Annotated in this window: 20 protein-coding genes; 13 read left to right on the top strand and 7 right to left on the bottom strand. The window is 64.9% G+C overall.

What is annotated here, in order from left to right; translation table 11 throughout:
- Positions 1 to 85: 85 nt before the first annotated feature.
- A complete protein-coding gene (locus QZ634_RS16710; RefSeq protein ID WP_291990353.1) occupies positions 86 to 391 on the bottom strand; it encodes a hypothetical protein in 306 nt (101 codons plus the stop codon).
- Between the two features lie 47 nt (positions 392 to 438).
- On the opposite strand from QZ634_RS16710, the gene QZ634_RS16705 reads away from it, so the two are divergent.
- The 12 genes from QZ634_RS16705 to zapE all read left to right on the top strand — a co-directional run bounded on the left by QZ634_RS16705 (position 439) and on the right by zapE (position 12,216).
- On the top strand, positions 439 to 1,032 hold the full coding sequence (locus tag QZ634_RS16705; RefSeq protein WP_291990351.1) for a tetratricopeptide repeat protein: 594 nt from the start codon (positions 439 to 441) through the stop codon (positions 1,030 to 1,032).
- A 243-nt stretch (positions 1,033 to 1,275) separates the two neighbouring features.
- On the top strand, positions 1,276 to 2,352 hold the full coding sequence (locus QZ634_RS16700) for a PEP-CTERM sorting domain-containing protein (protein ID WP_291990348.1): 1,077 nt from the start codon (positions 1,276 to 1,278) through the stop codon (positions 2,350 to 2,352).
- A 161-nt stretch (positions 2,353 to 2,513) separates the two neighbouring features.
- On the top strand, positions 2,514 to 4,517 hold the full coding sequence (locus tag QZ634_RS16695) for an acyl CoA:acetate/3-ketoacid CoA transferase (protein WP_291990346.1): 2,004 nt from the start codon (positions 2,514 to 2,516) through the stop codon (positions 4,515 to 4,517).
- Positions 4,518 to 4,806: 289 nt separating this feature from the next.
- Positions 4,807 to 6,309, top strand: a complete 1,503-nt coding sequence (locus tag QZ634_RS16690; protein ID WP_291990344.1) for a DUF1538 domain-containing protein — start codon at positions 4,807 to 4,809, stop codon at positions 6,307 to 6,309.
- Positions 6,306 to 6,653 (top strand): hypothetical protein, encoded by a 348-nt coding sequence (locus QZ634_RS16685; RefSeq protein WP_291990342.1) that lies wholly within the window; start codon positions 6,306 to 6,308, stop codon positions 6,651 to 6,653. The genes QZ634_RS16690 and QZ634_RS16685 overlap by 4 nt, the downstream gene beginning before the upstream one ends.
- A gap of 70 nt (positions 6,654 to 6,723) precedes the next feature.
- On the top strand, positions 6,724 to 7,119 hold the full coding sequence (locus QZ634_RS16680) for a CBS domain-containing protein (protein ID WP_043562994.1): 396 nt from the start codon (positions 6,724 to 6,726) through the stop codon (positions 7,117 to 7,119).
- A 12-nt stretch (positions 7,120 to 7,131) separates the two neighbouring features.
- On the top strand, positions 7,132 to 7,569 hold the full coding sequence (locus tag QZ634_RS16675) for a hypothetical protein (protein ID WP_043562996.1): 438 nt from the start codon (positions 7,132 to 7,134) through the stop codon (positions 7,567 to 7,569).
- A gap of 121 nt (positions 7,570 to 7,690) precedes the next feature.
- Entirely contained in the window at positions 7,691 to 8,134 is a 444-nt protein-coding gene (locus tag QZ634_RS16670) for a 6-carboxytetrahydropterin synthase (protein ID WP_291990340.1), read from the top strand.
- Positions 8,135 to 8,358: 224 nt separating this feature from the next.
- Positions 8,359 to 9,126, top strand: coding sequence for a 5-oxoprolinase subunit PxpB (pxpB, locus tag QZ634_RS16665; RefSeq protein ID WP_291990338.1), 768 nt, complete (start codon positions 8,359 to 8,361; stop codon positions 9,124 to 9,126).
- On the top strand, positions 9,123 to 10,196 hold the full coding sequence (locus QZ634_RS16660; RefSeq protein ID WP_291990336.1) for a biotin-dependent carboxyltransferase family protein: 1,074 nt from the start codon (positions 9,123 to 9,125) through the stop codon (positions 10,194 to 10,196). The genes pxpB and QZ634_RS16660 overlap by 4 nt, the downstream gene beginning before the upstream one ends.
- Positions 10,193 to 11,002, top strand: a complete 810-nt coding sequence (locus QZ634_RS16655; RefSeq protein ID WP_291990334.1) for a 5-oxoprolinase subunit PxpA — start codon at positions 10,193 to 10,195, stop codon at positions 11,000 to 11,002. Before QZ634_RS16660 ends, QZ634_RS16655 begins: the two co-directional genes overlap by 4 nt.
- A 101-nt stretch (positions 11,003 to 11,103) precedes the next feature.
- Positions 11,104 to 12,216 carry a cell division protein ZapE gene (gene zapE, locus QZ634_RS16650; protein ID WP_291990333.1) on the top strand — a complete coding sequence of 371 codons (1,113 nt, stop codon included), beginning with the start codon at positions 11,104 to 11,106 and terminating at the stop codon, positions 12,214 to 12,216.
- Between the two features lie 115 nt (positions 12,217 to 12,331).
- Here zapE and QZ634_RS16645 read toward each other — a convergent pair whose 3' ends face one another.
- The 6 genes from QZ634_RS16645 to prfB form a co-directional block, all read right to left on the bottom strand.
- Positions 12,332 to 13,243 (bottom strand): diguanylate cyclase, encoded by a 912-nt coding sequence (locus QZ634_RS16645; protein ID WP_291990331.1) that lies wholly within the window; start codon positions 13,241 to 13,243, stop codon positions 12,332 to 12,334.
- A gap of 122 nt (positions 13,244 to 13,365) precedes the next feature.
- Positions 13,366 to 14,649 carry an aminotransferase class I/II-fold pyridoxal phosphate-dependent enzyme gene (locus QZ634_RS16640; protein ID WP_043563004.1) on the bottom strand — a complete coding sequence of 428 codons (1,284 nt, stop codon included), beginning with the start codon at positions 14,647 to 14,649 and terminating at the stop codon, positions 13,366 to 13,368.
- Between the two features lie 466 nt (positions 14,650 to 15,115).
- A complete protein-coding gene (gene mnmC / locus QZ634_RS16635; RefSeq protein ID WP_291990328.1) occupies positions 15,116 to 16,339 on the bottom strand; it encodes an FAD-dependent 5-carboxymethylaminomethyl-2-thiouridine(34) oxidoreductase MnmC in 1,224 nt (407 codons plus the stop codon).
- Positions 16,340 to 16,358: 19 nt separating this feature from the next.
- Positions 16,359 to 17,873 (bottom strand): lysine--tRNA ligase, encoded by a 1,515-nt coding sequence (gene lysS, locus QZ634_RS16630; protein WP_291990327.1) that lies wholly within the window; start codon positions 17,871 to 17,873, stop codon positions 16,359 to 16,361.
- Positions 17,874 to 17,893: 20 nt separating this feature from the next.
- Positions 17,894 to 18,391 (bottom strand): Ivy family c-type lysozyme inhibitor, encoded by a 498-nt coding sequence (locus QZ634_RS16625; protein ID WP_291990324.1) that lies wholly within the window; start codon positions 18,389 to 18,391, stop codon positions 17,894 to 17,896.
- Between the two features lie 3 nt (positions 18,392 to 18,394).
- A protein-coding gene (prfB, locus tag QZ634_RS16620; protein ID WP_291990322.1) for a peptide chain release factor 2 occupies positions 18,395 to 19,499 on the bottom strand; the annotation gives its coding sequence in 2 pieces (ribosomal slippage) (positions 18,395 to 19,417 and positions 19,419 to 19,499; 1,104 coding nt in all).
- 262 nt (positions 19,500 to 19,761) lie between these two features.
- Between prfB and QZ634_RS16615 the strand changes: the two genes are divergently transcribed.
- Positions 19,762 to 21,414 carry a methyl-accepting chemotaxis protein gene (locus tag QZ634_RS16615; RefSeq protein WP_291990320.1) on the top strand — a complete coding sequence of 551 codons (1,653 nt, stop codon included), beginning with the start codon at positions 19,762 to 19,764 and terminating at the stop codon, positions 21,412 to 21,414.
- Positions 21,415 to 21,417 lie beyond the last annotated feature (3 nt).

The following is a 21,417-nucleotide window of genomic DNA, read 5'->3' as shown; positions in this document are numbered from 1 at the left end:
CGCGCTCGCTCGTGGCGCGAACCCGGCAATCTTCCGTGGCTTTTTTTCACGACCACGCAGGCGGCTCTGGCGAGACTCACCGGCCTCAGCAGCCGGCCAGTCCGTGCAGTTCGCACAGGACCCGCTTGACGTAGGCGAGCACGATCCACAGCCAGAACATCAGGAAGAAGGCGACGACGGGGACGTGGCGGTCGACAACCACCTTCGGCGTCAGCCAGCGAACCAGGCGGACGACCGGCCGGGTGACCACCTGGAAAAGCCGATAGATCGGATTGCCGGCGCGTCTGGCGCCGGAGAGCAGGCCGACGGCGCCTTGTCCGAGCAGTGAGAGCAGGGCGACTTCGACCAGCGCACGCAATATGGATACGACGAACAGATCGGGATGGCTCATGGTATCTTGGCGTTATCTTCTCGGCCTTGCTGCGGTGGCGTGTGCAGATGAATTTCGAGTATTGGCGACATTATGCCCGCGCCCGGCTGTGGCGCTTCTTCGGGCGCGACGAAAAGGCGTTTGCCGAGTATCTGATCGCCCATCGCCTGCGGCCAGACGACCTGTCGTCGGCGCACCATCTGGCGTGCATCGCGGCCGAGAGGGCGCGTTACGCGCTCGCCGGGGAATGGTTTGTCGAATGCCTGCGTCTGGCGCCCGAAGACGCCGAGATGCATTACAACCATGGTTTTGTCTGCGAGCAGGCCGGCGATCCGCGCGCGGCGATTGCCGCCTTTGCCGAGGCGGTTCGCCGCAAACCGGGGATCGACCGGGCCTGGTACGGGATGGGTCTGGCGCACGCTCGTCTTGGCGAACACGCTGCTGCAGCGGAGGCATTTGCACGTTCGGTCGAACTGCAACCCATGCACGGCGAGGCTTACTATCTGTGGGGAATGGCCTGTCATCGCGCGGCGCGTCCGCAACAGGTCGAGGAGGTCGTCGGACGCCTGGTCGATTTTGACGCCAGGCTCGCCGCCAGGCTGGTGCGCGACGTCGGGCGTGAAGAGGAACTGGGGCCGCTGCTTCCCGAGATGCCCGTCTGAGCGACGGGACGGCAGCAAGTGGGCGGGGGACGCGCGCTGCGGAGTTCCGGCGTCGTCGTGGTCGCTGGTCTATACTGTTTCTGTGTCATTACAAGGGCTTGGCGCGCTGCAGCCGCAGCTTGGCAACGGCAAGGCCCTGTCCTGCGCTGGGGTAGTGGTGGCGAGCGTCGGCTTCTCGGCGGCCGTCACGGGTTCGCAGGCTTGCTTTTTCCATTGACGTTGGTGGCGATGAGGAGAGGGGATATGTGGCGATTCGCAGAGGGGACGGCAGCAATAGGAGAGACGTTTCGGATCGGTCGCAGCGGCTTGCTGTTTGGGCTCGGGCTGCTGACTGTCGCAAGCGCCGCGCAGGCGGCTGTGCTGACCGCGATCCATGACTACCGCTATCTGGTCAGTGGCTTGCCTTCTCCGCAAAGGGAGTTTCCGTCCCTGGTCCATGAGTTCGAGGGCCTGGCGTTCACCAGCGACGGAAGTCTCTGGGCGTCGATCGCGCCCAATCCAACGGACGCCAGAAGGGAGTTGTGGCGGCTCGACCTGGCCAGCAATACGGTGGCCGAAGTGATTGCCGATAATCACGTGTCGGTCTTCGGCATTCCGGTCGCCAATCCCGTTGCCCTCGGCGCTGCCGGTGCGCAACTGATCGTCGGCGAGAATTTCCGCGCCGTGAGGGCGCGTGGCTTTGCTCTGAATGACGTAATCTGGGCGTTCACGCCAACGCTCAGTACGCCACAACTGCCAGACTGGAGTTTCTCGCTGCCGCCGGCGCTCTGTGATGGTGTGGAAGGTGCTGCGTCAGTCAATGGACAGGTTTACGTCAGCTGTGGGGGCAGCGGCAGGATTGTCGAGTTTGATCCGCTCAGAGCCCTGCTCGGCAGGCAGTTCTCCCTTGGCGCCTATGCTCTCGGGCTTGAGGCGCTCGACGACCATCGCCTGCTGGTCGGCGACTACAGCACCCACCAGTTACACATCTTCGATCTCGCCCTCGAGCGCATTACCGAGTCGATCGACCTGGCCGATCTTTTCCTGGGCGACAGCAGCGACTATTTTGGCCTGACCAATGAAGTCTATTCTGTCCAGGTGGTTCCTTCGGAGAGTCCCCGGCACATGCCTGATCCGGACGGCCTTGCCTACCGGGATGGATCGATCTACATGTCCTTCGATGGCGACCTGCGGATATTCCAGATCGCCTTGGACGTGCCCCGGCCCGGGACGGCTCCTGTGCCCCCGATCGCCTTGAACGTGCCCGAGCCGGGGACGATGGCTCTGGTTGCCATCGGCCTGCTTGGTTTGGCCGGGGCGTGTCGACGCTGGCGCGTATAGCATGGGCAGGGCCGCGGCCAGGGTGACGGCCGGCGGTCAACGAAGCACTGAAAAAGAGGGGCGCGGTGACCTTTGTCCGCTGCCGCGTGCCTTATCATCGCCACCTGCCCGCCGGCATTCATTTGATCGCCGGCCGTCCTCATCCCGTAAAGGAGACAAGCATGTCGCTTGACCGTCACCCCATGGCCGCTTCGCTGCGGGTTTCCGATACCGGCAAGGTGGTTTCGGCCAGCGCCGCGGTGCGCCTGATCAACGACGGCGACACCATCGCCACCAGCGGCTTCGTCGGCATCGGTTTTGCCGAGAATATCGCGGTGGCTCTCGAACAGCGCTTTCTCGATGCGGCCGAGGCTGATCCTTCCGGCCTCGGCAGCCCGCGCGACCTGACGCTGGTTTATGCCGCCGGACAGGGCGACGGCAAGGAGCGCGGTCTCAATCACCTCGGGCACGATGGTTTGCTCAGGCGCGTCGTCGGTGGCCACTGGGGGCTGGTTCCCAAGATGCAGCAACTGGCGGTGGCCAATCGTATCGAGGCTTACAACCTGCCGCAGGGAGTGATCACGCACATGTTCCGTGACATCGCCGCGGGCAAGCCGGGAACGATCACCCGCGTTGGACTCGGAACTTTCGTCGATCCGCGTTTTGGTGGCGGCAAGCTGAACGAAAAGACGACCGTCGAACTCGTGCGGCTGATGGAAATCGACGGCGAGGAGTACCTTTTCTACAAGTGCTTCCCGATCCACGTGGGCATCATTCGCGGCACGACCGCCGACGCCGACGGCAACGTGAGCATGGAACGCGAGGCGCTGACCCTCGAAGCACAGGCGATTGCCATGGCCGCCAGGAACTCGGGAGGGATGGTCATCGTGCAGGTCGAGCGCATCGCCGAACGCGGCACGCTGAACCCGCGCCAGGTCAAGATTCCCGGCATCCTGGTTGACTGCGTGGTGGTCGCCGAAAAACCCGAATACCACATGCAGACCTTCGTCGAGCAGTACAGCCCGGCCTTCGCCGGCGAGATCAAGGTGCCGATGTCGGCCATCGAAGCGATGCCGATGAGCGAGCGCAAGATCATCGCCCGGCGTGCGGCCCTCGAGTTGCGCACCAACGCGGTGGTGAATCTGGGTATCGGCATGCCGGAAGGGGTGGCCAATGTCGCCGCCGAGGAGCAGATCATCGACCTGCTGACGCTGACCGCCGAGCCGGGTGTCATCGGCGGCATTCCGGCCGGCGGGCTCAGTTTCGGCGCGGCGACCAATGCCCAGGCGATCATCGACCAGCCCAGCCAGTTCGATTTCTACGATGGCGGCGGCATCGACCTTGCGTTCCTCGGTCTGGCGCAGGCCGACCGCGAGGGTAACCTGAACGTTTCCAAGTTCGGCCCGCGTCTGGCCGGCGCGGGCGGCTTCATCAATATCTCGCAGAATGCCAAGAAGGTCGTTTTCGTCGGTACCTTCACTGCCGGGAACCTTCAGGTCGCCGTCGAAGACGGCAAGCTGCGCATTCTCGAAGACGGCAAGGCGACGAAGTTCGTCGCCGCCGTCGAGCACCGTACCTTCAGCGGCGAGCAGGCGGTGAAATGGGGCAAGACGGTGCTCTACGTCACCGAGCGCTGCGTTTTCCGGCTCTGTGCCGAAGGGCTCGAACTGGTCGAAATCGCTCCCGGCGTAGATCTGCACAAGGACATCCTCGAACGCATGGACTTCGTGCCGGTGATGCACTCCGCGCCCGTGCTGATGGACGCACGCATCTTCGCTGACCAGCCCATGGGTATTCGTCCGGACCTGCTGGCCATGCCGATGAGCGAGCGCCTTTCGTACGACAAAGAGAAGAATCTGTTCTTCATCGACTTTGCCGGTTTGAGCGTGCGGAGCGCGGCGGACGTCGAGCACATTCGGCAAGCGGTCGAAGAGCGTTTGGCGCCGCTCGGCCACAAGGTCAACGCGATCGTCAACTACGACCGCTTCTCGATCGTTCCGGAACTGGTCGACGACTACGTCAACATGGTCAAGGGCCTGATGGATCGTCATTACCACGACGTCACCCGCTACACGTCGAGCACCTTCCTGCGCATCAAGCTGGCCGAGGAGCTTGAAAAGCGGCAGGTGCCGGCGCATGTGTTCGCCAGCCAAGCCGAGGCGCACGGATACTTCCGCATGCCATGAAGTTTGCGGGTCGACCAGCGTGCTCGCCGCACGGCCCGTCGCCTGCATGCCAGATGGGTCGAGTTTTTCGGCGCGGGCGATTTGCCCCAAGGAATGTGATTTGGCCGGCAGCGTTCGTCTTTTCATGCCGCCAGCTTGCTGTGCGTAGCGATCTGCGGCATGATTTGGCCCGATGCCAACGCTGGCCCGCCACCTCCTTTTCTCCGTGAGCCGATGACCCGACTGCGCCAACGCCCCGCAAACCTGTCGTGCCGCCCGCTACCGGCCGGCGCCGGGATCTAGCCCGCGCATGGGGTCGCTGACACGCCTGATCCGGGAACTCCTCCAGGACGCCGGGAGGGATCTTGCACCAACGCTGATCGTCGTCGCCATTTTCCAGGCCTTCTTCATCCAGCGCATGCCGGAGAGCCTGGGCGCGCTGGTGGGCGGATTTGCCGCTGTCCTCATCGGCCTGGCGCTGTTCGTCAAGGGGCTGGACGCGGCGATCTTCCCGGCCGGCGAGACGATGGCCTTCGATTTTGCCCGCCGCGGCTCATTTCTGTGGCTGATGGCCTTTGCCTTTTGCATCAGCTTCGCCTCGGTGGCTGCCGAGCCGGCGCTGATGGCCGTAGCCTACAAGGCCGAGGCCGTTTCCGGCGGCAGCATGGGGGCACTGACCCTGCGCATGGTAGCGGCGCTGGCTGTTGGCCTGGCGATCATGATTGGCGTCTGGCGCATCGTCCTCGGGCATCCGATCGCGCTGTACCTTATTCCCGGATACCTGATCGTCGTTGGTCTGACGGCGCTATCCCCTCCGGAACTGGTCGGCCTGGCCTTCGATTCGGGCGGCGTCGTCGCTTCCACGGTCACGGCACCGCTGCTGACGGCCATGGGCGTCGGCCTGGCGGCGACCATCCGCGGCCGCAATCCGATGCTCGACGGCTTCGGCCTGATCGCCTTCGGCGCCCTCGCGCCAATGATCATCATCCAGCTCTACGGCATCATGTTCTTTGTTCCCGCCGAACATGGCACGGCGGTGATCATGATGCCGAGCGACGATGAGCACCATCTGGGTGCCATGGCGATGCTCCTCAGTTTCCTGAACATGGTCAAGAACCTGCTGCCGATCATCGCCGTCGTTCTCTTCTCGAGCTTCGTCGTCCTGCGCCGGCCGCTCGCCGACCCCAAGGGGCTGGCAGTCGGCATGCTCTTCGTTGCCGTAGGCCTGTATCTGTTCGACGAAGGCCTGCAGATTGGCCTCTTCCCGCTCGGCGACGAAATGACCAGCGGCCTGATGCAGGACGGCGCGGCGATGTGGGTGCTCTATCTCTACGGTTTCCTGATCGGCTTTGCGACGACCATGGCCGAGCCGGCGTTGATTGCGCTATCGATCAAGGCCGACGAAGTCAGCCTCGGCCAGTTGAAGGGTTTCTGGCTGCGCTCGCTGGTTTCCATCGGCGTCGGCGTCGGCCTGGTCATCGGCTGCGCGCGCATCGTCGATGGGACGCCGATTGCCTACTGGCTGATCCCCGGTTACCTGCTGGTGATTGCGATGACCAAGATCGCGCCGCGCTTCATCATTCCGATCGCCTTCGACTGTGGTGGCGTGACGACGTCGACGGTGACCGTGCCCCTGGTCACCGCACTTGGCGTCGGGCTCGCCGAGCGCACGCCCGGGCGCGATCCGATGATCGACGGCTTCGGTCTGATCGCCTTTGCCTCGCTAACGCCCATGATTATTGTCATGTCCTACGGCATCATTGCCACCTTGCTGCACAAGTCAAGGAAACGTGTCAGGGAGCAAACCTCATGAAATTCTCTGCTGTCGTGCTGATCGTTCCCGACGAGGACGAAAACAGCGCGGTCGAACTGCTCAAGCAGGCCGGAGCGACCGGCATCACGATCATCAAGGGCAAGGGCTTGCGGCACAACGAACGCAAGACCTTTCTCGGCCTCGGCCTGGAGCGCAAGGAGTCGCTGCTGCTGTGCGTCACGGAACAGCAGCTGGCGATGCGTATCCTGCGGGCGGTCAAGTTGCAGATGAAGCTTGATCTGCCGGGTGGCGGCCTGGCTTTCTCGATTGCGCTGGGCAGCGTCGTCGGCATCGGGCTGGAGCAGATGAAGCTCTTCCGTCGCGGAGTCGAGGACGGCCTTTAAGCGGTTGCGCGGCGCCGCCTGGGCGCCTTTCGATTACTGACCAGGACCATTGAGTAAAGGAGTTCTCGCAATGTTGGTTGCCGGAATAATGAAGAGAAGCGTCGTCACGATCAACCCGCTGGCTACCGTCCGCGAGGCGCTGATGGTGATGAAGGAAAGCGGGGTCAAGTCGCTGGTCGTCGAGAAGCGTCATTCCGGTGACGCCTATGGCCTGATCGCCTATCGCGACGTCGCCCGGGCGGTGATTGCCGACGACGGCGACATTGATCTGCTCAACGTCTATGACATCGCGCAGAAGCCGGCGCTGCAGGTTTCGCAGCACCTGGAAGTTCGCTATCTGGCGCGATTGATGATCCAGTACGCGGTGAAAAGCGTGCTGGTGATCGACAACAACGATCTGCAGGGCTTCGTCTCGGATACCGATGTCGTCGGCAGCCTCATCGAACGGGCAGCAAAGGAAGGCTAGAGTCCGCCAGCCATGGAAAAGAAAATTCGCCGCTATTCGGCTTTCATCCCCCGCTGGTGCCAGGCTTTTGGCGACCACGCGCCTGATCCCGGTGGCGAAGGCCGGGCCGTCGAATGGCTGCTTGGCGCCGACAGCGTCGGCGTTGTCGTCCTGCCCGACATTCGGCGCTTTCTGACCCACGAATTGCTTGGCGCGCAACAGCCCGCGCTCGAGCTTGGTGAACGCTTCGTACGCCTCAACCAGCGCACCTACGCCGAGATGAATATTCTCGGACATCCCGGTTACACCGCCCTGCGCCAGTTGCTGCTTGCTGCAGACGATGCGTACATGTTCCTCACCTATCATCTGATCTACCCGCCGGGGACGCGGATCATCACCATTTCACGCAAGCCGCCGCTGCCGCTGCTGTACAAGGAAATGGCGCCGCTGCCGATCACCGTCAGCGACTGAGCAGCGGGGCCGGTGACGACGCCGCCGGCGCTGGGCTTTGCCAGGCATGGCGGCGTTCCCTCGGCGTCGGGCGCGAAGTCGCCGGTGCTATAATCGCGGCTCTTTTTTGCGCGCTTTTCAGATGCTTATCACCCGCCGCCTGGAGTTCGACGCAGGCCACCGCATCCCCGACCACAAGAGCCAGTGCCGCCACCTGCACGGCCATCGCTACGCGCTCGAGATCACCCTTGGCGGTGAGATCATCGAGCAGAGCGGGGACCCGGCCAACGGCATGGTGATGGACTTCTCCGAAGTCAAGGCGCTGGCCATGCGCCATCTGGTCGACCTTTGGGATCACGCCTTCCTCGCCTGGGCAGGCGACCAGCCGGTAGTCGACTTCCTGCATTCGCTGCCCGAACACAAGACGGTACTGTTCGATTGCGTGCCGACGGCCGAGAACCTTGCCCAGCGAGCATTCGCGATTCTCGACGCCGTCTATCGCGACAGCTACGGCAATCACTTGCGCCTCGAACGCGTGCGCCTCTACGAGACGCCCAACTGCTGGGCAGAGGCGGTTCGCGGATAGGGTATTGCCTGTTGGTACTGCCTGTTCGGCGCCGGATTCTTGTACCATTCCGGGCAGGACAACCATCGCAAGGCTCCAACGACGATGAAAGCAGAGCATTCTGCGGGCGCCGCTGAAGGCAAGCGCGCCCTCGTTCGCTGTCCGCACGGCAGCATTCCGTACCTGCCGCCGGCATGCCGCAGCGACGTTGCCGCTCCTGCAGCAGACCGGGACCGGGTGCGACGATGAGCTTGCGCATGCTCGACGTCGGCGACACGGCGGTGACCATCGAGTTCGGCGACGGCGTCGATCGGCGCCTGCTGGCGGCGGTCGCCGCGCTTGATCAGGCCATCGCTCGCCAGGTGGCCAGCGGCCGTGCGCCGGGCATCGTCGAAACCGTGCCGACCTTCCGTTCGCTGACCGTGATCTACGATCCGCTGCGGACCACGCGCAGCGCCATCGAAGCCCTTGTGCGTGCCGCCAGCGAGTCGTCCCAAGACGCCATTCCCCCCGTCGGCCGGCACTGGCGACTGCCGGTCTGCTACGGCGACCAGAACGCCGCCTGTGGTCCCGATCTGGAGGCGCTGGCGGCCGCCTGCGCCTTGCCGTCGGAGGAGGTGCTGAGGCTGCATTCGACCACCACCTACGACGTCTACATGCTCGGCTTTCTGCCGGGCTTCGCGTTCATGGGTGATTTGCCCAAGGTGCTTGCGCAGCCGCGGCGCAGCGAGCCGCGGCTGCGCGTCCCGGCGGGCAGCGTCGCCACCGCCGGGACGCTGACCGCGATCTATCCCTGGGAGAGCCCGGGCGGCTGGCACCTGATCGGCGCCTGTCCGGTGCCCCTGTTCTCGCCGGCCTGGGCGCAGCCGGCACTGTTGCAGCCGGGTGACCGGGTGAGTTTCCGTGCCGTCGACGCAGCCGAATATCGCTCGTTGCTCGACGAACTGGCGGCAAGCCGCGCGTCACCAACCCCGCCGGACGCGTTTCTGGTCGCCGCCGGGGATGCGCGATGAGTGCCGTTCTGGAAGTCGTCAGCCCCGGCGCAATGGCCAGCATCCAGGACCTGGGTCGCCACCGGCTGCGCCGGGTCGGCGTGCCGACCGCCGGCGCACTCGAGCCCGGCTGGCTGCGCCTGGCCAATGCCTTGCTGGGCAATGAGCAGGGTGCGCCGGCGATCGAATTCCTCGGCGGTGGGTTGTCGCTGCGCGCGCTGGAGCGCCCCGTGCGCCTTGCCCTTGCCGGCTATTTCCGTGCTGAAGTCGTCGCCGCGGGCGGGCGCCGTCGCCTCGACTCGTGGCGCAGCGTGACCCTGGCCCCTGGCGAAACGCTCCGCTGCACGCACCTGACAGCAGGCAGGGTGGCTTACCTGGCGCTGGCCGGGATGCGCGTGCCGCAGCAACTCGGCAGCGCCTCGACCTATGCCCGCGCCGGCCTGGGCGGCGTCGATGGCGGTCTGCTGCTCGCCGGCGTGCGCTTGCTGGTTGGCGAGTGCTTCGGCGACGAGAAGGGCCTGCCGGCGCCGCCACTGCCTGATACGGCGCCGATTCGTGTCGTTCTCGGGCCGCAGGACGACTACTTCGAGCCGGCGTCGATCGCCTGCCTGCTGAGCGCCGCCTACCAGGTTTCCCCCGCGGCCGATCGCATGGGAATGCGACTCGACGGTCCCCTGCTCAGACATCGTCGCGAGAAAGGCGTCGAGATCACTTCCGACGCGACCGTACCGGGGTCGATTCAGGTGCCCGCTCAGGGCCAGCCAATCGTCCTTCTCGCCGACGGCCAGACGGCGGGAGGTTATGCGAAGATCGCCACCGTGATCTCGGCGGACCTGCCGCGCCTGGGTGTCATGGCGCCCGGCCAGGTGCTGCATTTCAGATCGGTGTCGGTGGCTGCCGCTGAACAGGCCGCGCGCCAACGCGAGGCTGCAGTGCAGGCGCTGCTTGCTGCCATCGCGCCGCTGGTCGAGCGGAGCGGGATCGACCTGCAGGCGATCTACGCCGCCAATCTGGTCAGCGGGGTGGTCGACGCACAGGCGATGGACGACGCCGTTGCGCTGGCGGACCCTCCAGGGAAGGAAGAACAATGAGCCGCAGGATCAATCTCAACGCCGATCTGGGTGAAAGTTTCGGAATCTGGGAAATGGGCAGCGATGCCGAATTGCTGACCATCGTCGGCGCGGCCAACATTGCCTGCGGCTTCCACGCCGGCGACCCCCTGGTCATGCGGCGCACGGTCAGGCAGGCGCTTGCCGCCGGGGTCAGTCTCGGCGCGCACCCGTCGTTTCCCGACCTGCAGGGTTTCGGGCGGCGGCCGATGCAGCTGCCGACCGCCGAGCTGGAGGCGATGCTGATCTACCAGATTGGCGCCTTGAGCGGTCTCGCCCAGGCCGAAGGCGGGCGGCTGACACACGTCAAGCCGCACGGCGCGCTGAACAACATGGCCTGCCAGGATGCGGCGCTGGCGAGCAGCGTGGTCGCCGCCATTCACAGCCTCGACCCGGCGTTGATCCTGCTCGCACCGGCGTTGTCGAAGCTGGCCCTGGCCGGTGAAGCGGTCGGCTTGCGCGTCGCCGCCGAGATATTTGCCGATCGTGCCTACGGCGAGGACGGCCACCTGGTGCCGCGCAGTCAGGTCGGCTCGGTGTTGCATAGTGCCGAAGAATGCGTCGCGCATGTGCGCCGAATGGTCGACGGCGGCGGCATCGTCACCCTCGGCGGGCAGTTGATCCGCACCGATTTTCACAGCATCTGCGTGCACGGCGACGGTGCCGAGGCGGTGGCCGCGGCGAGCGCCATTCATGCTTCGCTACGCGCTTCGGGCGTCAGCCTGTTGCCCCTCCCCGGAGTGCTCCGGGAGGCCGCCGACTCTGACGTGTCGCCGTCGATGCTTTAGAATATCGGCATCGCCGCAGCGCGAGCTGCCGACTGCCCCGCCGTCCAACGAGCCAGGTGCAAGGAGTGGCCAAATGGCCTCCGAGTGCCGGAAAGACGCTGATGCCCCACAGAATTCTCAAGGTTCCCGAGCGTGGCATGCTCGACGCTTACGAGCGCGTGCTGTCGTCGCGCAAGTTCACCGCCGACGCCGCGCAGCGCACCGCAGCCGAGCGTCTGCAGCGCCTGTACTACGAGCTGCTGTCGTTCAAGGTCGGGCGAAGCAGCAAGCTGCGCCGCTTCCTTGCGCCGCCGCCAGTGCCGCGCGGCGTCTATTTCTGGGGCGGGGTCGGTCGCGGCAAGAGCTTCCTGATGGACTGCTTCTACGACGCGGTCCCCTATCGTCGCAAGCGGCGGGTGCACTTCCACGCTTTCATGCACGACGTCCATCGCCAGCTGAAGCAGTTGAAGGGCGAAAAGGATCCGCTGGCCCGGTTGGCCGAGCGCATTGCCAGGCAGCTGCGGCTGCTCTGCTTTGACGAGTTCCACGTCTCCGACATCGCCGATGCGATGATCCTCGGCCGTTTGCTCGACGCGCTTTTCGAACGCGGCGTGGTCTTCGTGATGACCTCCAACTATCCGCCCGACAGGCTCTATCCGAATGGCCTGCAGCGCGAAAACTTCCTGCCCACGATCGCTTTGATCAAGTCGCGTATGGACGTTCTGGAGATCGATTCCGGCGTCGACTACCGCTTGCGGACGCTCGAGCAGGTCGAGATCTTCCATTACCCGGCGGGTGCCGCTGCCGAGTCGAAGATGGCCGGCTACTTCACCAGCATTGCGGCCGGAGCGGGGGCCGCCGGCGGTAGCGTCGAGATTCTTGGTCGCCAGATCCCGACCTTGCGGCGGGGCAACGGCGTCATCTGGTTCGACTTCAAGGCGCTCTGCGGCGGTCCGCGTTCGCAGAACGATTACCTTGAACTGGCGCTTGGCTACCATACGGTTCTGCTCTCGGCGATCCCGCGGATGTCGTCGACCATGGCCTCCGAGGCGCGGCGCTTCACCTGGCTGGTCGATATTTTCTACGATCACAAGGTCAAGCTGATCGCCACCGCCGACTGCGAGCCGGATCAGCTCTATACCGAGGGTACGCAGGCCAGCGAGTTCTTCCGCACGGCCAGCCGGCTGACCGAGATGCGCTCGCGCGAGTATCTCGGGCTGCCGCATCTGTCGTGATCGGCCGGCGCGGGGAAAAGAGGAAGACCCCGTGTCGTGGCGGGATTTCACCGGCTCCATTGCGCTGCCTTCTCGCAATGACCTTCGGGTTTCCCCTACTGCGTGCAACACCACTCTAGAAGAAATCGAGGTTGACGCAGAGCCGATTGCCTCCGGCGTCACGCGCCGCGGCGAGGAGCGAGCGCAGACGTTCGATCAGCGCCGCCGAGTCCTCGCTGGTGAACTCGCTGACTCCGCCGCTGATCGTCAATGCCTCCGCGGCGCTGTTCGCGTGCCGTGTTTCGACCAGCTCACGCAGACGTTCGAGTCCGCTGGTGGCGTCGTGCACGCGCACGTTGGGCAGGATCAGCAGGAATTGGTCGACGCGGAAGCGTCCGACCATGTCGGCATTGCGCAGACCTGCACAGAGCAATCGGCCGACCTCGGCCAGTGCGCGTTCGCCGGCCTGCGCGCCGCGCTGCCGGCAAAACTCCGGGAAGTGATCGATGCCGATCAGGGCGAGCGAGAACGGCGTGCCATAACGTGTTGACCGGCGGCCCTCGTCGTCGAGCAGCTGCACGATATCGGCCTGCGGGTAGATGCGGGTGAGCGGGTCCTGTGCTTCCCGTTGCAGGGCTTCGCCCGCTTGCGTCGACGGCGGGCCGAGGTCGCGCAGGGTGAGCAGAACGCAGCGCAGGCTGCCGTCTTCCGCCAACACCGGGAAAGCGCTGGCGTTGCAGCGAGTGGCTGCGGCCGAGGCCTCCTTTTTGATTCCGATGGTTCGTTTCCGGACCGCCTGGCGGGTTCGCAGGACCTGCATTTCGAGGCGTTGGTCGGCGCTCAGGGCGACGCCATTCTCGTCTTCCCACCGGGTTTCCGTATTGCCGAGCAAACTGCTCGCCTGCGGATTGCGGAGCTGCAAGCTGGCGTCGGCGTTGAAAACCAGCAGCCCGATTCCCAGGCTGTCGAGTAGTGCCGCATAACGCCCGACCTCGGCATCATCGGCACAGAGATCGACGAGAGGTAGTTGGACGGGGCTATTGGGCATCAACGGGCAGCTTGCGCGCAGGAAGATGAGCGCATCCTACTCCAGAATTCCCGCCGATGCGCGCCCGAAAAGCGGGTGATGGCAGGCGCGCATCAGCCCATCGACAGAACCTGCCGGTCCCGTCAGACGGCAGCCAGTGCCTGCTCCAGATCGGCAAGCAGGTCGTCGATATGCTCGATGCCGATCGACAGGCGAACCATTTCCTCGGAAACGCCGGCCTTGGCCAGTTCTGCCGGCGCGAGTTGACGATGGGTGGTCGACGCCGGGTGGCAGGCCAGCGACTTGCTATCGCCGATATTGACCAGGCGGGTAAACAGTTGCAGCGCATCCTGGAAGCGTGCACCGGCTTCGGCAGCGCTGCAATCGCTGCCCTTGACGCCAAAGGTGAGGATCCCGGAAGCCTTGCCCTGCATGTACTTCTCGACCAGCGCGTGGTCGCGGTGGTCAGGCAGGCCGGCGTAGTTGACCCACGCCACCTTGGCGTGTCCCTGCAGGTAGGCGGCGACTTTTTCGGCATTGGCACAAATGCGGTCCATGCGCAGGGGCAGGGTTTCCAGTCCCTGCAGGATCAGGAAGACGTTGAACGGCGAAATCGCCGCACCCATGTTACGCAGCGGCACGACACGGGCGCGACCGATGAAGGCTGCCGGGCCGAGCGCCTCCGTATACACCACGCCGTGGTAGGAAACGTCGGGTTCGTTGAGCCGCCGAAACCTCGCCTTGTGCTCGGCCCAGGGAAAGCGACCGCTGTCGACGATGATGCCGCCGATCGAGTTGCCGTGACCGCCGATGTACTTGGTCAGCGAGTGCACGACGATGTCGGCACCGTGTTCGAACGGCCGGCAGAGGTAGGGCGAGGGGACGGTGTTGTCGACGATCAAGGGGATGCCATGGCGGTGGGCAATCTCGGCGAGCTGCTCGAAATCGGTGACGTTGCCCAGCGGGTTGCCGACCGATTCGCAGTAAAGGGCCTTGGTTTTGTCGTCGATCAGCTTTTCAAAGCTGGCCGGATCGGCGTAGTCGGCGAAGCGTACGTCGAGCCCGTACTGTGGCAGCGTGTGGGCGAAAAGGTTATAGGTGCCGCCATAGAGTGTCGCCGCAGAGACGATGTTGTCGCCCGCTTCGGCAATCGTCTGGATGGCGTAAGTGATCGCCGCCTGCCCCGAGGCAACTGCCAGCGCGCCGACGCCGCCCTCGAGCGCGGCAACACGCTTTTCGAGCACGTCCTGCGTCGGGTTCATGATCCGCGTGTAGATGTTGCCAGCCACCTTGAGGTCGAACAGGTCGGCGCCGTGCTGCGTGCTGTCGAACGAGTACGAGGTCGTCTGGTAGATCGGCACGGCGACGGCCTTGGTCGTTGCTTCGGGGCTGTAGCCGGCGTGGACGGCGAGGGTTTCGAGTTTCATGCGCTTCCTCTCTGGGTGGGTTTGTGCGGTGTGTCGACTGGGCAGCATCTTAGCACCACAGCTTGCCGCTGTTGCCAGCCGGCCGCTTTGCTCGGCGGGCTTTGCCGGTACCACTGGCCAGCGCAGACGAATGCTGTCGACAAAGCTTACAGTCGTGTTCTCGGCGACGGCGGAATGGGCAATAAAGCAGGCGCTTGTCGTTGCGGCACGAGATTTGCTTGGAGGATCTTGGCCACCCATTTCGTGCACCGGCAAGCAACAAGCGATCGGGATGGCTGTTGGTTGGCTGGCAGGCAGGCTGCGTTTGCTGTGGCCATTGTCAACACCACAGGAGGAGGGTGTGGGCCGCGCCAGACATTGCGTTCTCGTCTTGTCGCCGGCTCCTTGTCTGCCGCTGCCGTGGAAACGGCGGTGGCAGACTTCTTTTTGCGGGTTGTCGGCCAGGCCAAGACGTTGGACTGCCGCGTCACCGTGCTCCTGGCCGTGACGGCTGGCTGTCGGCGCGTTGCCGCCGGCTCCTGCCGCGCAGCAGAAAGCGACCGGGGTCGACGGCGTTGACCAGGTCGTCGGGCAGCGGCAGCGGCGCGGCGGTGATCAGGCAGGCGAGCAGTTCGCCGGCGAGCGCCGACCAGACGATGCCGCGGGCGCCGAAGCCGTTGATCAGGTAGAGGCCCGGCAGGCGCGGCATTTCGGCGAGTGGCCGGGAGGGAGCGTCGGGGTCGATCGCCGCGGCGTCGCCGACGGCGCCGATCATCGGCAGGCGATCTGGCGATAGCGGCCGGAAGCCGACGCGGCCGGCGAGGTCGCGCGCCTCGATCCCCTTGCCGTAGCCGGGCAGGATGAAGTCGAGTTTGGCCAGGTTTTCGCTGTGGTCGGCTTCGCGCAGCGCGGCTTCTCCATCGTCGACGCTGAACGTGGCGCCGGCGCAGCGCAGGCCGTCGATTGCCGGTGTCACGTAGCCGAGCCGGCAGACGACGACGTCGGGGGCCGATCCTGGCCTCGCGCCGAGGTGCGAAACCTGCCCACGCGCTGCGCGCAGCGGCAGATGGGCGGTGACGGAAAAATATCGGGCGCTCGTTGCGTTGGCGAGGATCAGCACCGGCGCGGCGGCGATCACTTCGCCGGCGGCGTTGCGGGCGCGCCAGAGACCGGCCGGGCGGTCGATGTGCGCGACCTCGGTGTCGTAGTGGGCGCTGATCGCGTTGGCGTAGCGGGCGACGTTGGCGCGACACAGCGACCCCGGGTCGACCCAGCCACCGCCGGGGAACCACCAGCCGCCGCTGGCCACTGGCCAGGCGGCGAGCTTTCGCGCCTGCTGACGATCGACGAAGTAGAGCTCGTCGGCTGCCGCCTTCCGGATCTCGACGACCCGCTGCTGGGTCGCGGCGTGTGTTTCGTCGCGGGCCAGATGGAGGACGCCGGTCTGTCCCCAGCGCAGTGGCTGGCCGGCCGCGGTCAGCGCCGCGAAATGGCGGCAGGCGTGCTCGAAGCCCGCCCTGGTCAGGCGCGCCAGGCGGTTGTCGTCGAGCGAGGGGAGCGGTCGCAGGACGCCGGCGATGTTGCCCGATGCCCCCTGGCCGGGTTCGTGGGCACGCTCGATGACGTCGATTTTCCAGCCGCGCGCCGCCAGCCTTTCGGCGGCGCTGCTCCCGGCCAGCCCGGCGCCAATGACGATTGCGTGCGGGTTCACGGCCGCTTGGCTCGGCGACCTACTCGGGTCGCATTTGCGGGAAGAGGATCACGTCGCGAATGTTCGCCGAGTCGGTGAGCAGCATGATCAGGCGGTCGATGCCGATACCGCAGCCGGCGGTCGGCGGCAGTCCGTATTCGAGCGCGCGGACGTAGTCGGCGTCGTAGTACATCGCTTCCTCGTCGCCAGCGTCCTTGGCTTTGGCCTGTTCGAGGAAGCGTGCTGCCTGATCCTCGGGGTCGTTCAGCTCGGAGAAGCCGTTGGCGATTTCGCGGCCGGCGATGAACAGCTCGAAGCGTTCGGCGATCTCCGGGTTGCTGTCGCTGCGCCGCGCCAGCGGGCTGACCTCGGCGGGGTAGTCGATGATGAAGGTCGGGTCCCACAGCCCGGCTTCGGCGGTCTCCTCGAAGAGCAGGAGTTGCAGCGTGCCGAGGCCTGCTGCAGCACCCACCTCGACCTTCATTGCGGTCAGCTTGGCGCGCAGCCAGGCGGCGTCGACGAGTTGCTCGACGCTGTAGCCGGGCTGGTCCTTGCGGATCGCTTCGATGATCGTCAGGCGCGCAAAAGGCCTGGCGAAGTCGAGGGTACGGCCCTGATACTCGAAGACTTCAGTGCCCAGAGCCTCGCGGGCGCTGTGGCGCAGCAGCCCTTCGGTGAAGTTCATCAGGCGGCGATACTCGGAGTACGCCTCGTAGAACTCCATCATCGTGAATTCGGGGTTGTGGCGCGGGCTGATGCCCTCGTTGCGAAAATTGCGGTTGATCTCGAAGACTTTCTCGAGACCGCCGACGACCAGCCGCTTGAGGTACAGTTCCGGCGCGATGCGCAGGAAGAGCTCCATGTCGAGGGCGTTATGGTGCGTCTTGAAGGGCTTTGCCGACGCGCCGCCGGGGATCGGATGCATCATCGGCGTTTCGACTTCGAGGAAGCCGTCGTTCACCATGTAGCCGCGGATCGACTGCACGATGCGGCTGCGCACGGCGAAGGTGAAGCGCGAGCGCTCGTTGGTGATCAGGTCGACGTAGCGCATGCGGTATTTCTGTTCCTGGTCGGTCAGGCCGTGGAACTTCTCCGGCAGCGGCCGCAGCGATTTGGCCAGCAGCCGTACTTGCGAGCATTCGACGGTCAGTTCGCCGGTGCGCGTGCGGAAGAGCGTGCCGACGGCGCCAACCATGTCGCCCATGTCCCAGCGTTTGAAGGCCGTGTAGGCCTCCTCGCCGATCAGGTCGCGGCTGACGTAGGCCTGGATGCGTCCGGAGAGGTCCTGCAGGGTGATGAACGAGGCCTTGCCCATGACCCGCTTGAGCATGATGCGGCCGGCGACGCGCACTTCGACCGGCAGGGCGGCGAGTTCGTCACGCTCTTTTTCCGCGTAGAGCTCGTTGATCTTGCCGGCCGTGTTCTCGCGCGCGAAGTTGTTCGGATAGGCGCTGCCGGTCTGCCGCCACTCGGCGAGCTTCGCCCGTCGTTCGGCGATGATGCGATTCTCGTCCTGCTGCGCTGAGCCGTCCTGGGGAGTGTCGGTGTGGGACATGATGGCGGGGTCTCGGGTGATCAGTTCTTTGCTGGCGTGGCCAGTGTCTGGGCGTCGCCGATGGCACGCTCGAGCAGGAAGGCGCCGATGGCCTTGGCCGTAGCCTTGTCGGCAGGCATTCCGTACCAGCGCGAAAACGCGGTTCGCGTATCGTCGGGATTGTCGCTGGCTGGCGGCAGGAAGAAGAGACCGCTGGCGCGCCCGCCTTGCGGGTCGAAAAGGACGTAGAGGTGTTCGTCGAGGCAGCCCCTCGAACTGCACGCCGAGGTCAGGACGTAGCCGGTGCCGTCGATGTCCACGCGCTCGGCGCGCTTGCCGGCGGCCAGTCGCTGCGTCCATTCCGGCAGGTCGAGCTCGCCGACGGCGCTGCGGTAGGCCTTGGCGAAATCCGGCTGCGCGGCGAGCAGCGCTTCCGGTTGCTGGCCGACATAGGCGTCGAGCGACGCGGCGAAGGTCGGCGCGAAGGTTGGCACGATGAGTATGCTGGCCAGGGCGAAGCTGAGAAAAGGTCGTTGCACGGGTCACACTCCCTGTTTGAGGCTTGCTTCAATGAACTGGTCGAGGTCGCCGTCGAGCACCCCTTGCGTATTGCCGACCTCGACGTTGGTCCGCAAATCCTTGATTCGCGACTGGTCGAGAACGTAGGAGCGGATCTGGTGGCCCCAGCCGATATCCGATTTGGCGTCTTCGAGTTTCTGCTGCTCGGCCTGGCGACTGCGCATTTCGGCCTCGTAGATGCGCGACTTGAGCATGGCCATCGCTTCGGCACGGTTGCGATGCTGCGAGCGGTCATTCTGGCACTGGACCACGATATTGGTCGGCAGGTGCGTGATGCGCACCGCCGAATCGGTCTTGTTGATGTGCTGTCCGCCGGCGCCGGACGCGCGGTAGGTGTCGATACGCAGATCGGCCGGATTGATTTCGACTTCGAAGGAATCGTCGATCTCGGGGTAGGCGGTCACCGAACAGAAGCTGGTGTGGCGGCGGGCGTTGGAGTCGAACGGCGACTTGCGTACCAGGCGGTGAATGCCGGTTTCCGAGCGCAGCATGCCGTAGGCGTACTCACCGCTGAGCTTGATGCTGGCGGTCTTGATGCCGGCAACGTCGCCTTCGGACTCTTCGAGCACTTCGACGGCAAAGCCCTTGCGCTCGGCGTAGCGCACATACATGCGCAGGAGCATCGCCGCCCAGTCCTGCGCTTCGGTCCCGCCGGCGCCCGCCTGGATGTCGACAAAGCAATTGAGCGGGTCGGCCGGGTTGTTGAACATGCGCCGGAACTCGAGGTTGGCAACTTTCCTTTCGATGCCTGCGATGTCGGCAGCAATCGCCTGCAGCGTTTCGTCATCGTCTTCGTCGCGGGCCATGGCAAAGAGTTCGCTGGCGTCGCGCAGGCCATCGCCAACCTCATCGAGCGTCAGCACGACATTTTCGAGGGTGCGCTTCTCGCGCCCCAACTCCTGCGCGCGCTCAGCGTCGTCCCAGACCTTCGGATCTTCGAGTTCTAGCGAAACGGCCTTAAGTTCATCGGCTTTCTGGTCGTAGTCAAAGATACCTCCGTAGTTCGGTGGCCCGTTGACCAAGGTCGTCGAGCCGGTTTTCGATGAGGTTTAGTTGTTCGGCTTCCATGTTTTCTCTGATCGCTTGATGAATGAACCGCCCATTATATACGCGCCTCGCCATTGGCCGGTCGGCTGCTTCGGCGAGCGGAGGCTGGGCAGCGGCAGTTTGGTTTGCTGATCGGTGTCAGGCGGATAGAATCCGTGCGCACCAGAACCACTGGCTGCGCGTCACTACTGCCCGGTCCATTGCCCGGCCGGGAGAGGGCCGCAGTAGAGCGGTTTGAGTACCCGGTAATTCCCGGAACCAAGAAAACGAGGATGGTCATTTCATGTACAAGCTCAGCACAAAAGCCAAGTTCCTCCTGCTCGCCGTGGTCACCGCCGTGCTGCTCGCGGCGCTCGGTGGAACCGGGATCTACAGCATGCGCCACATGGCTGGAGAAATTCAGGACGATATCGAGGCGGCAAAGGTCGAGCGGACCTTGCTGATCGCCATCGAAAGCGCGCACTCGCACTTCAAGACGCAGGTGCAGGAGTGGAAGAACATCCTCATCCGCGGCGGCGACCCGACGAGCTTCGATAAATACCTGGCCCAGTTCACGGCTGAGGAAAAGGAGGTGCAGACCTTGTTGACCATCGCTGCGGCGGCGATGAAGGAACGCGCCATCGCCACCGCCGACGTCGACAAGCTGCTCGCCGACCATAGGGAAATGGGCGGCAAGTACCGTGAGGCGCTGAAGCTCTACTTCCAGGACGACAAGGCCGCGGCGCAGGCGGTCGACCGCATGGTCAAAGGGATGGACCGGGCCACCGGCGACGGCATGGAAAAGGCGGTTGCGCATGTCGAGCAATTGTCGGCCGAGCGCATGGCTGCGCAGGGCGTCAGCGCACAGGCCAGCTACGAAAATGCACGCGACGCTTTCGCGGTGCTCGTTCTCTTCGGTCTGCTGCTGGCCGGAACGCTGTCCTTCGTCATCCAGCGCGACATCATGCGCCTGCTTGGTGGCGAGCCTGCGTACGCGGCCAAGGTCACCTGCCGCATTGCGGCGGGCGACCTGACCGACACGGTGCGCACCGGCGCCGGCGACGAAGACAGCCTGCTGGCTGCGGTCAAGCAGATGCAGAGTTCGCTGAATGCCGTGATCCGCCAGATTCGCGACGCCGCGACACGCCTTGCCGATGATGCCGCCCGGATGAGCACTGCGTCCGAGAACGTCTCGCAGGGGTCGAACCAGCAGAACGAAGCGGCGGCTTCTATGGCCGCGGCGGTAGAGGAGCTGACCGCCAGCATCCGGCAGGTGTCGTCCAGTGCTGACGACGCTCGCCGCATGGCGGCCGAGGCCGGCACGCTGTCGCGCGACGGCGCGCTGGTGGTGAAAGGGGCGATCGTGGAGATCAACAAGATTGCCCACACCTTCAAGCATTCCAGCCAGCTGATCGCCGGGGTCGGAGAGCAGTCGGAGGAAATATCGGTGATCGTCAAGGTGATCAAGGAGATCGCCGATCAGACCAATCTGCTGGCCCTGAATGCAGCCATCGAGGCGGCACGCGCCGGCGAGCAGGGGCGTGGTTTTGCGGTCGTCGCCGATGAGGTCCGCAAGCTGGCCGAGCGTACGACGGCGGCCACGCTGAAGGTCGCGGGGATGATCGAGGCCATCCAGAATGGTGCGCGGGGGGCCATCCAGGGAATGAGCGAAGGCGGTGTCCAGCTGGACGAAGGCGTGCGCATGGCGGCCCGGGCGGGCGAGTCAATGACCCACATCGAAGCCGGTAGCCAGAGCGTTCTCGGTGCGGTCTCGGAGATCTCGTCGGCCTTGCAGGAGCAAAGCGCCACCAGCAACCTGCTCGCCGACAACGTCGAGAGAATTGCGCAGATGAGCCAGGAGAACACTGCCGCCGTCAATGGGGTGAATCAGGCGGCGAAGCATCTCGAGTCCCTGTCGGTGACGCTGAACGCCCTGGTCGGGCGCTTCAAGGTCTAGTGC

The sequence above is a fragment of the Candidatus Accumulibacter sp. ACC007 genome (assembly GCF_907163205.1).
GTDB lineage: Bacteria > Pseudomonadota > Gammaproteobacteria > Burkholderiales > Rhodocyclaceae > Accumulibacter > Accumulibacter regalis.
Note: the sequence above shows the minus strand (reverse complement) of the source record. Positions and strands in the feature narration are given on the sequence as shown.

Excerpts from the sequence above, each read along its gene's own strand:
- QZ634_RS16710 (WP_291990353.1), bottom strand. The coding sequence starts at position 391 with ATGAGCCATCCCGATCTGTTCGTCGTATCCATATTGCGTGCGCTGGTC.
- QZ634_RS16705 (WP_291990351.1), top strand. The coding sequence starts at position 439 with ATGAATTTCGAGTATTGGCGACATTATGCCCGCGCCCGGCTGTGGCGC.
- QZ634_RS16700 (WP_291990348.1), top strand. The coding sequence starts at position 1,276 with ATGTGGCGATTCGCAGAGGGGACGGCAGCAATAGGAGAGACGTTTCGG.
- QZ634_RS16695 (WP_291990346.1), top strand. The coding sequence starts at position 2,514 with ATGTCGCTTGACCGTCACCCCATGGCCGCTTCGCTGCGGGTTTCCGAT.
- QZ634_RS16690 (WP_291990344.1), top strand. The coding sequence starts at position 4,807 with ATGGGGTCGCTGACACGCCTGATCCGGGAACTCCTCCAGGACGCCGGG.
- QZ634_RS16685 (WP_291990342.1), top strand. The coding sequence starts at position 6,306 with ATGAAATTCTCTGCTGTCGTGCTGATCGTTCCCGACGAGGACGAAAAC.
- QZ634_RS16680 (WP_043562994.1), top strand. The coding sequence starts at position 6,724 with ATGTTGGTTGCCGGAATAATGAAGAGAAGCGTCGTCACGATCAACCCG.
- QZ634_RS16675 (WP_043562996.1), top strand. The coding sequence starts at position 7,132 with ATGGAAAAGAAAATTCGCCGCTATTCGGCTTTCATCCCCCGCTGGTGC.
- QZ634_RS16670 (WP_291990340.1), top strand. The coding sequence starts at position 7,691 with ATGCTTATCACCCGCCGCCTGGAGTTCGACGCAGGCCACCGCATCCCC.
- pxpB (WP_291990338.1), top strand. The coding sequence starts at position 8,359 with ATGAGCTTGCGCATGCTCGACGTCGGCGACACGGCGGTGACCATCGAG.
- QZ634_RS16660 (WP_291990336.1), top strand. The coding sequence starts at position 9,123 with ATGAGTGCCGTTCTGGAAGTCGTCAGCCCCGGCGCAATGGCCAGCATC.
- QZ634_RS16655 (WP_291990334.1), top strand. The coding sequence starts at position 10,193 with ATGAGCCGCAGGATCAATCTCAACGCCGATCTGGGTGAAAGTTTCGGA.
- zapE (WP_291990333.1), top strand. The coding sequence starts at position 11,104 with ATGCCCCACAGAATTCTCAAGGTTCCCGAGCGTGGCATGCTCGACGCT.
- QZ634_RS16645 (WP_291990331.1), bottom strand. The coding sequence starts at position 13,243 with ATGCCCAATAGCCCCGTCCAACTACCTCTCGTCGATCTCTGTGCCGAT.
- QZ634_RS16640 (WP_043563004.1), bottom strand. The coding sequence starts at position 14,649 with ATGAAACTCGAAACCCTCGCCGTCCACGCCGGCTACAGCCCCGAAGCA.
- lysS (WP_291990327.1), bottom strand. The coding sequence starts at position 17,873 with ATGTCCCACACCGACACTCCCCAGGACGGCTCAGCGCAGCAGGACGAG.
- QZ634_RS16615 (WP_291990320.1), top strand. The coding sequence starts at position 19,762 with ATGTACAAGCTCAGCACAAAAGCCAAGTTCCTCCTGCTCGCCGTGGTC.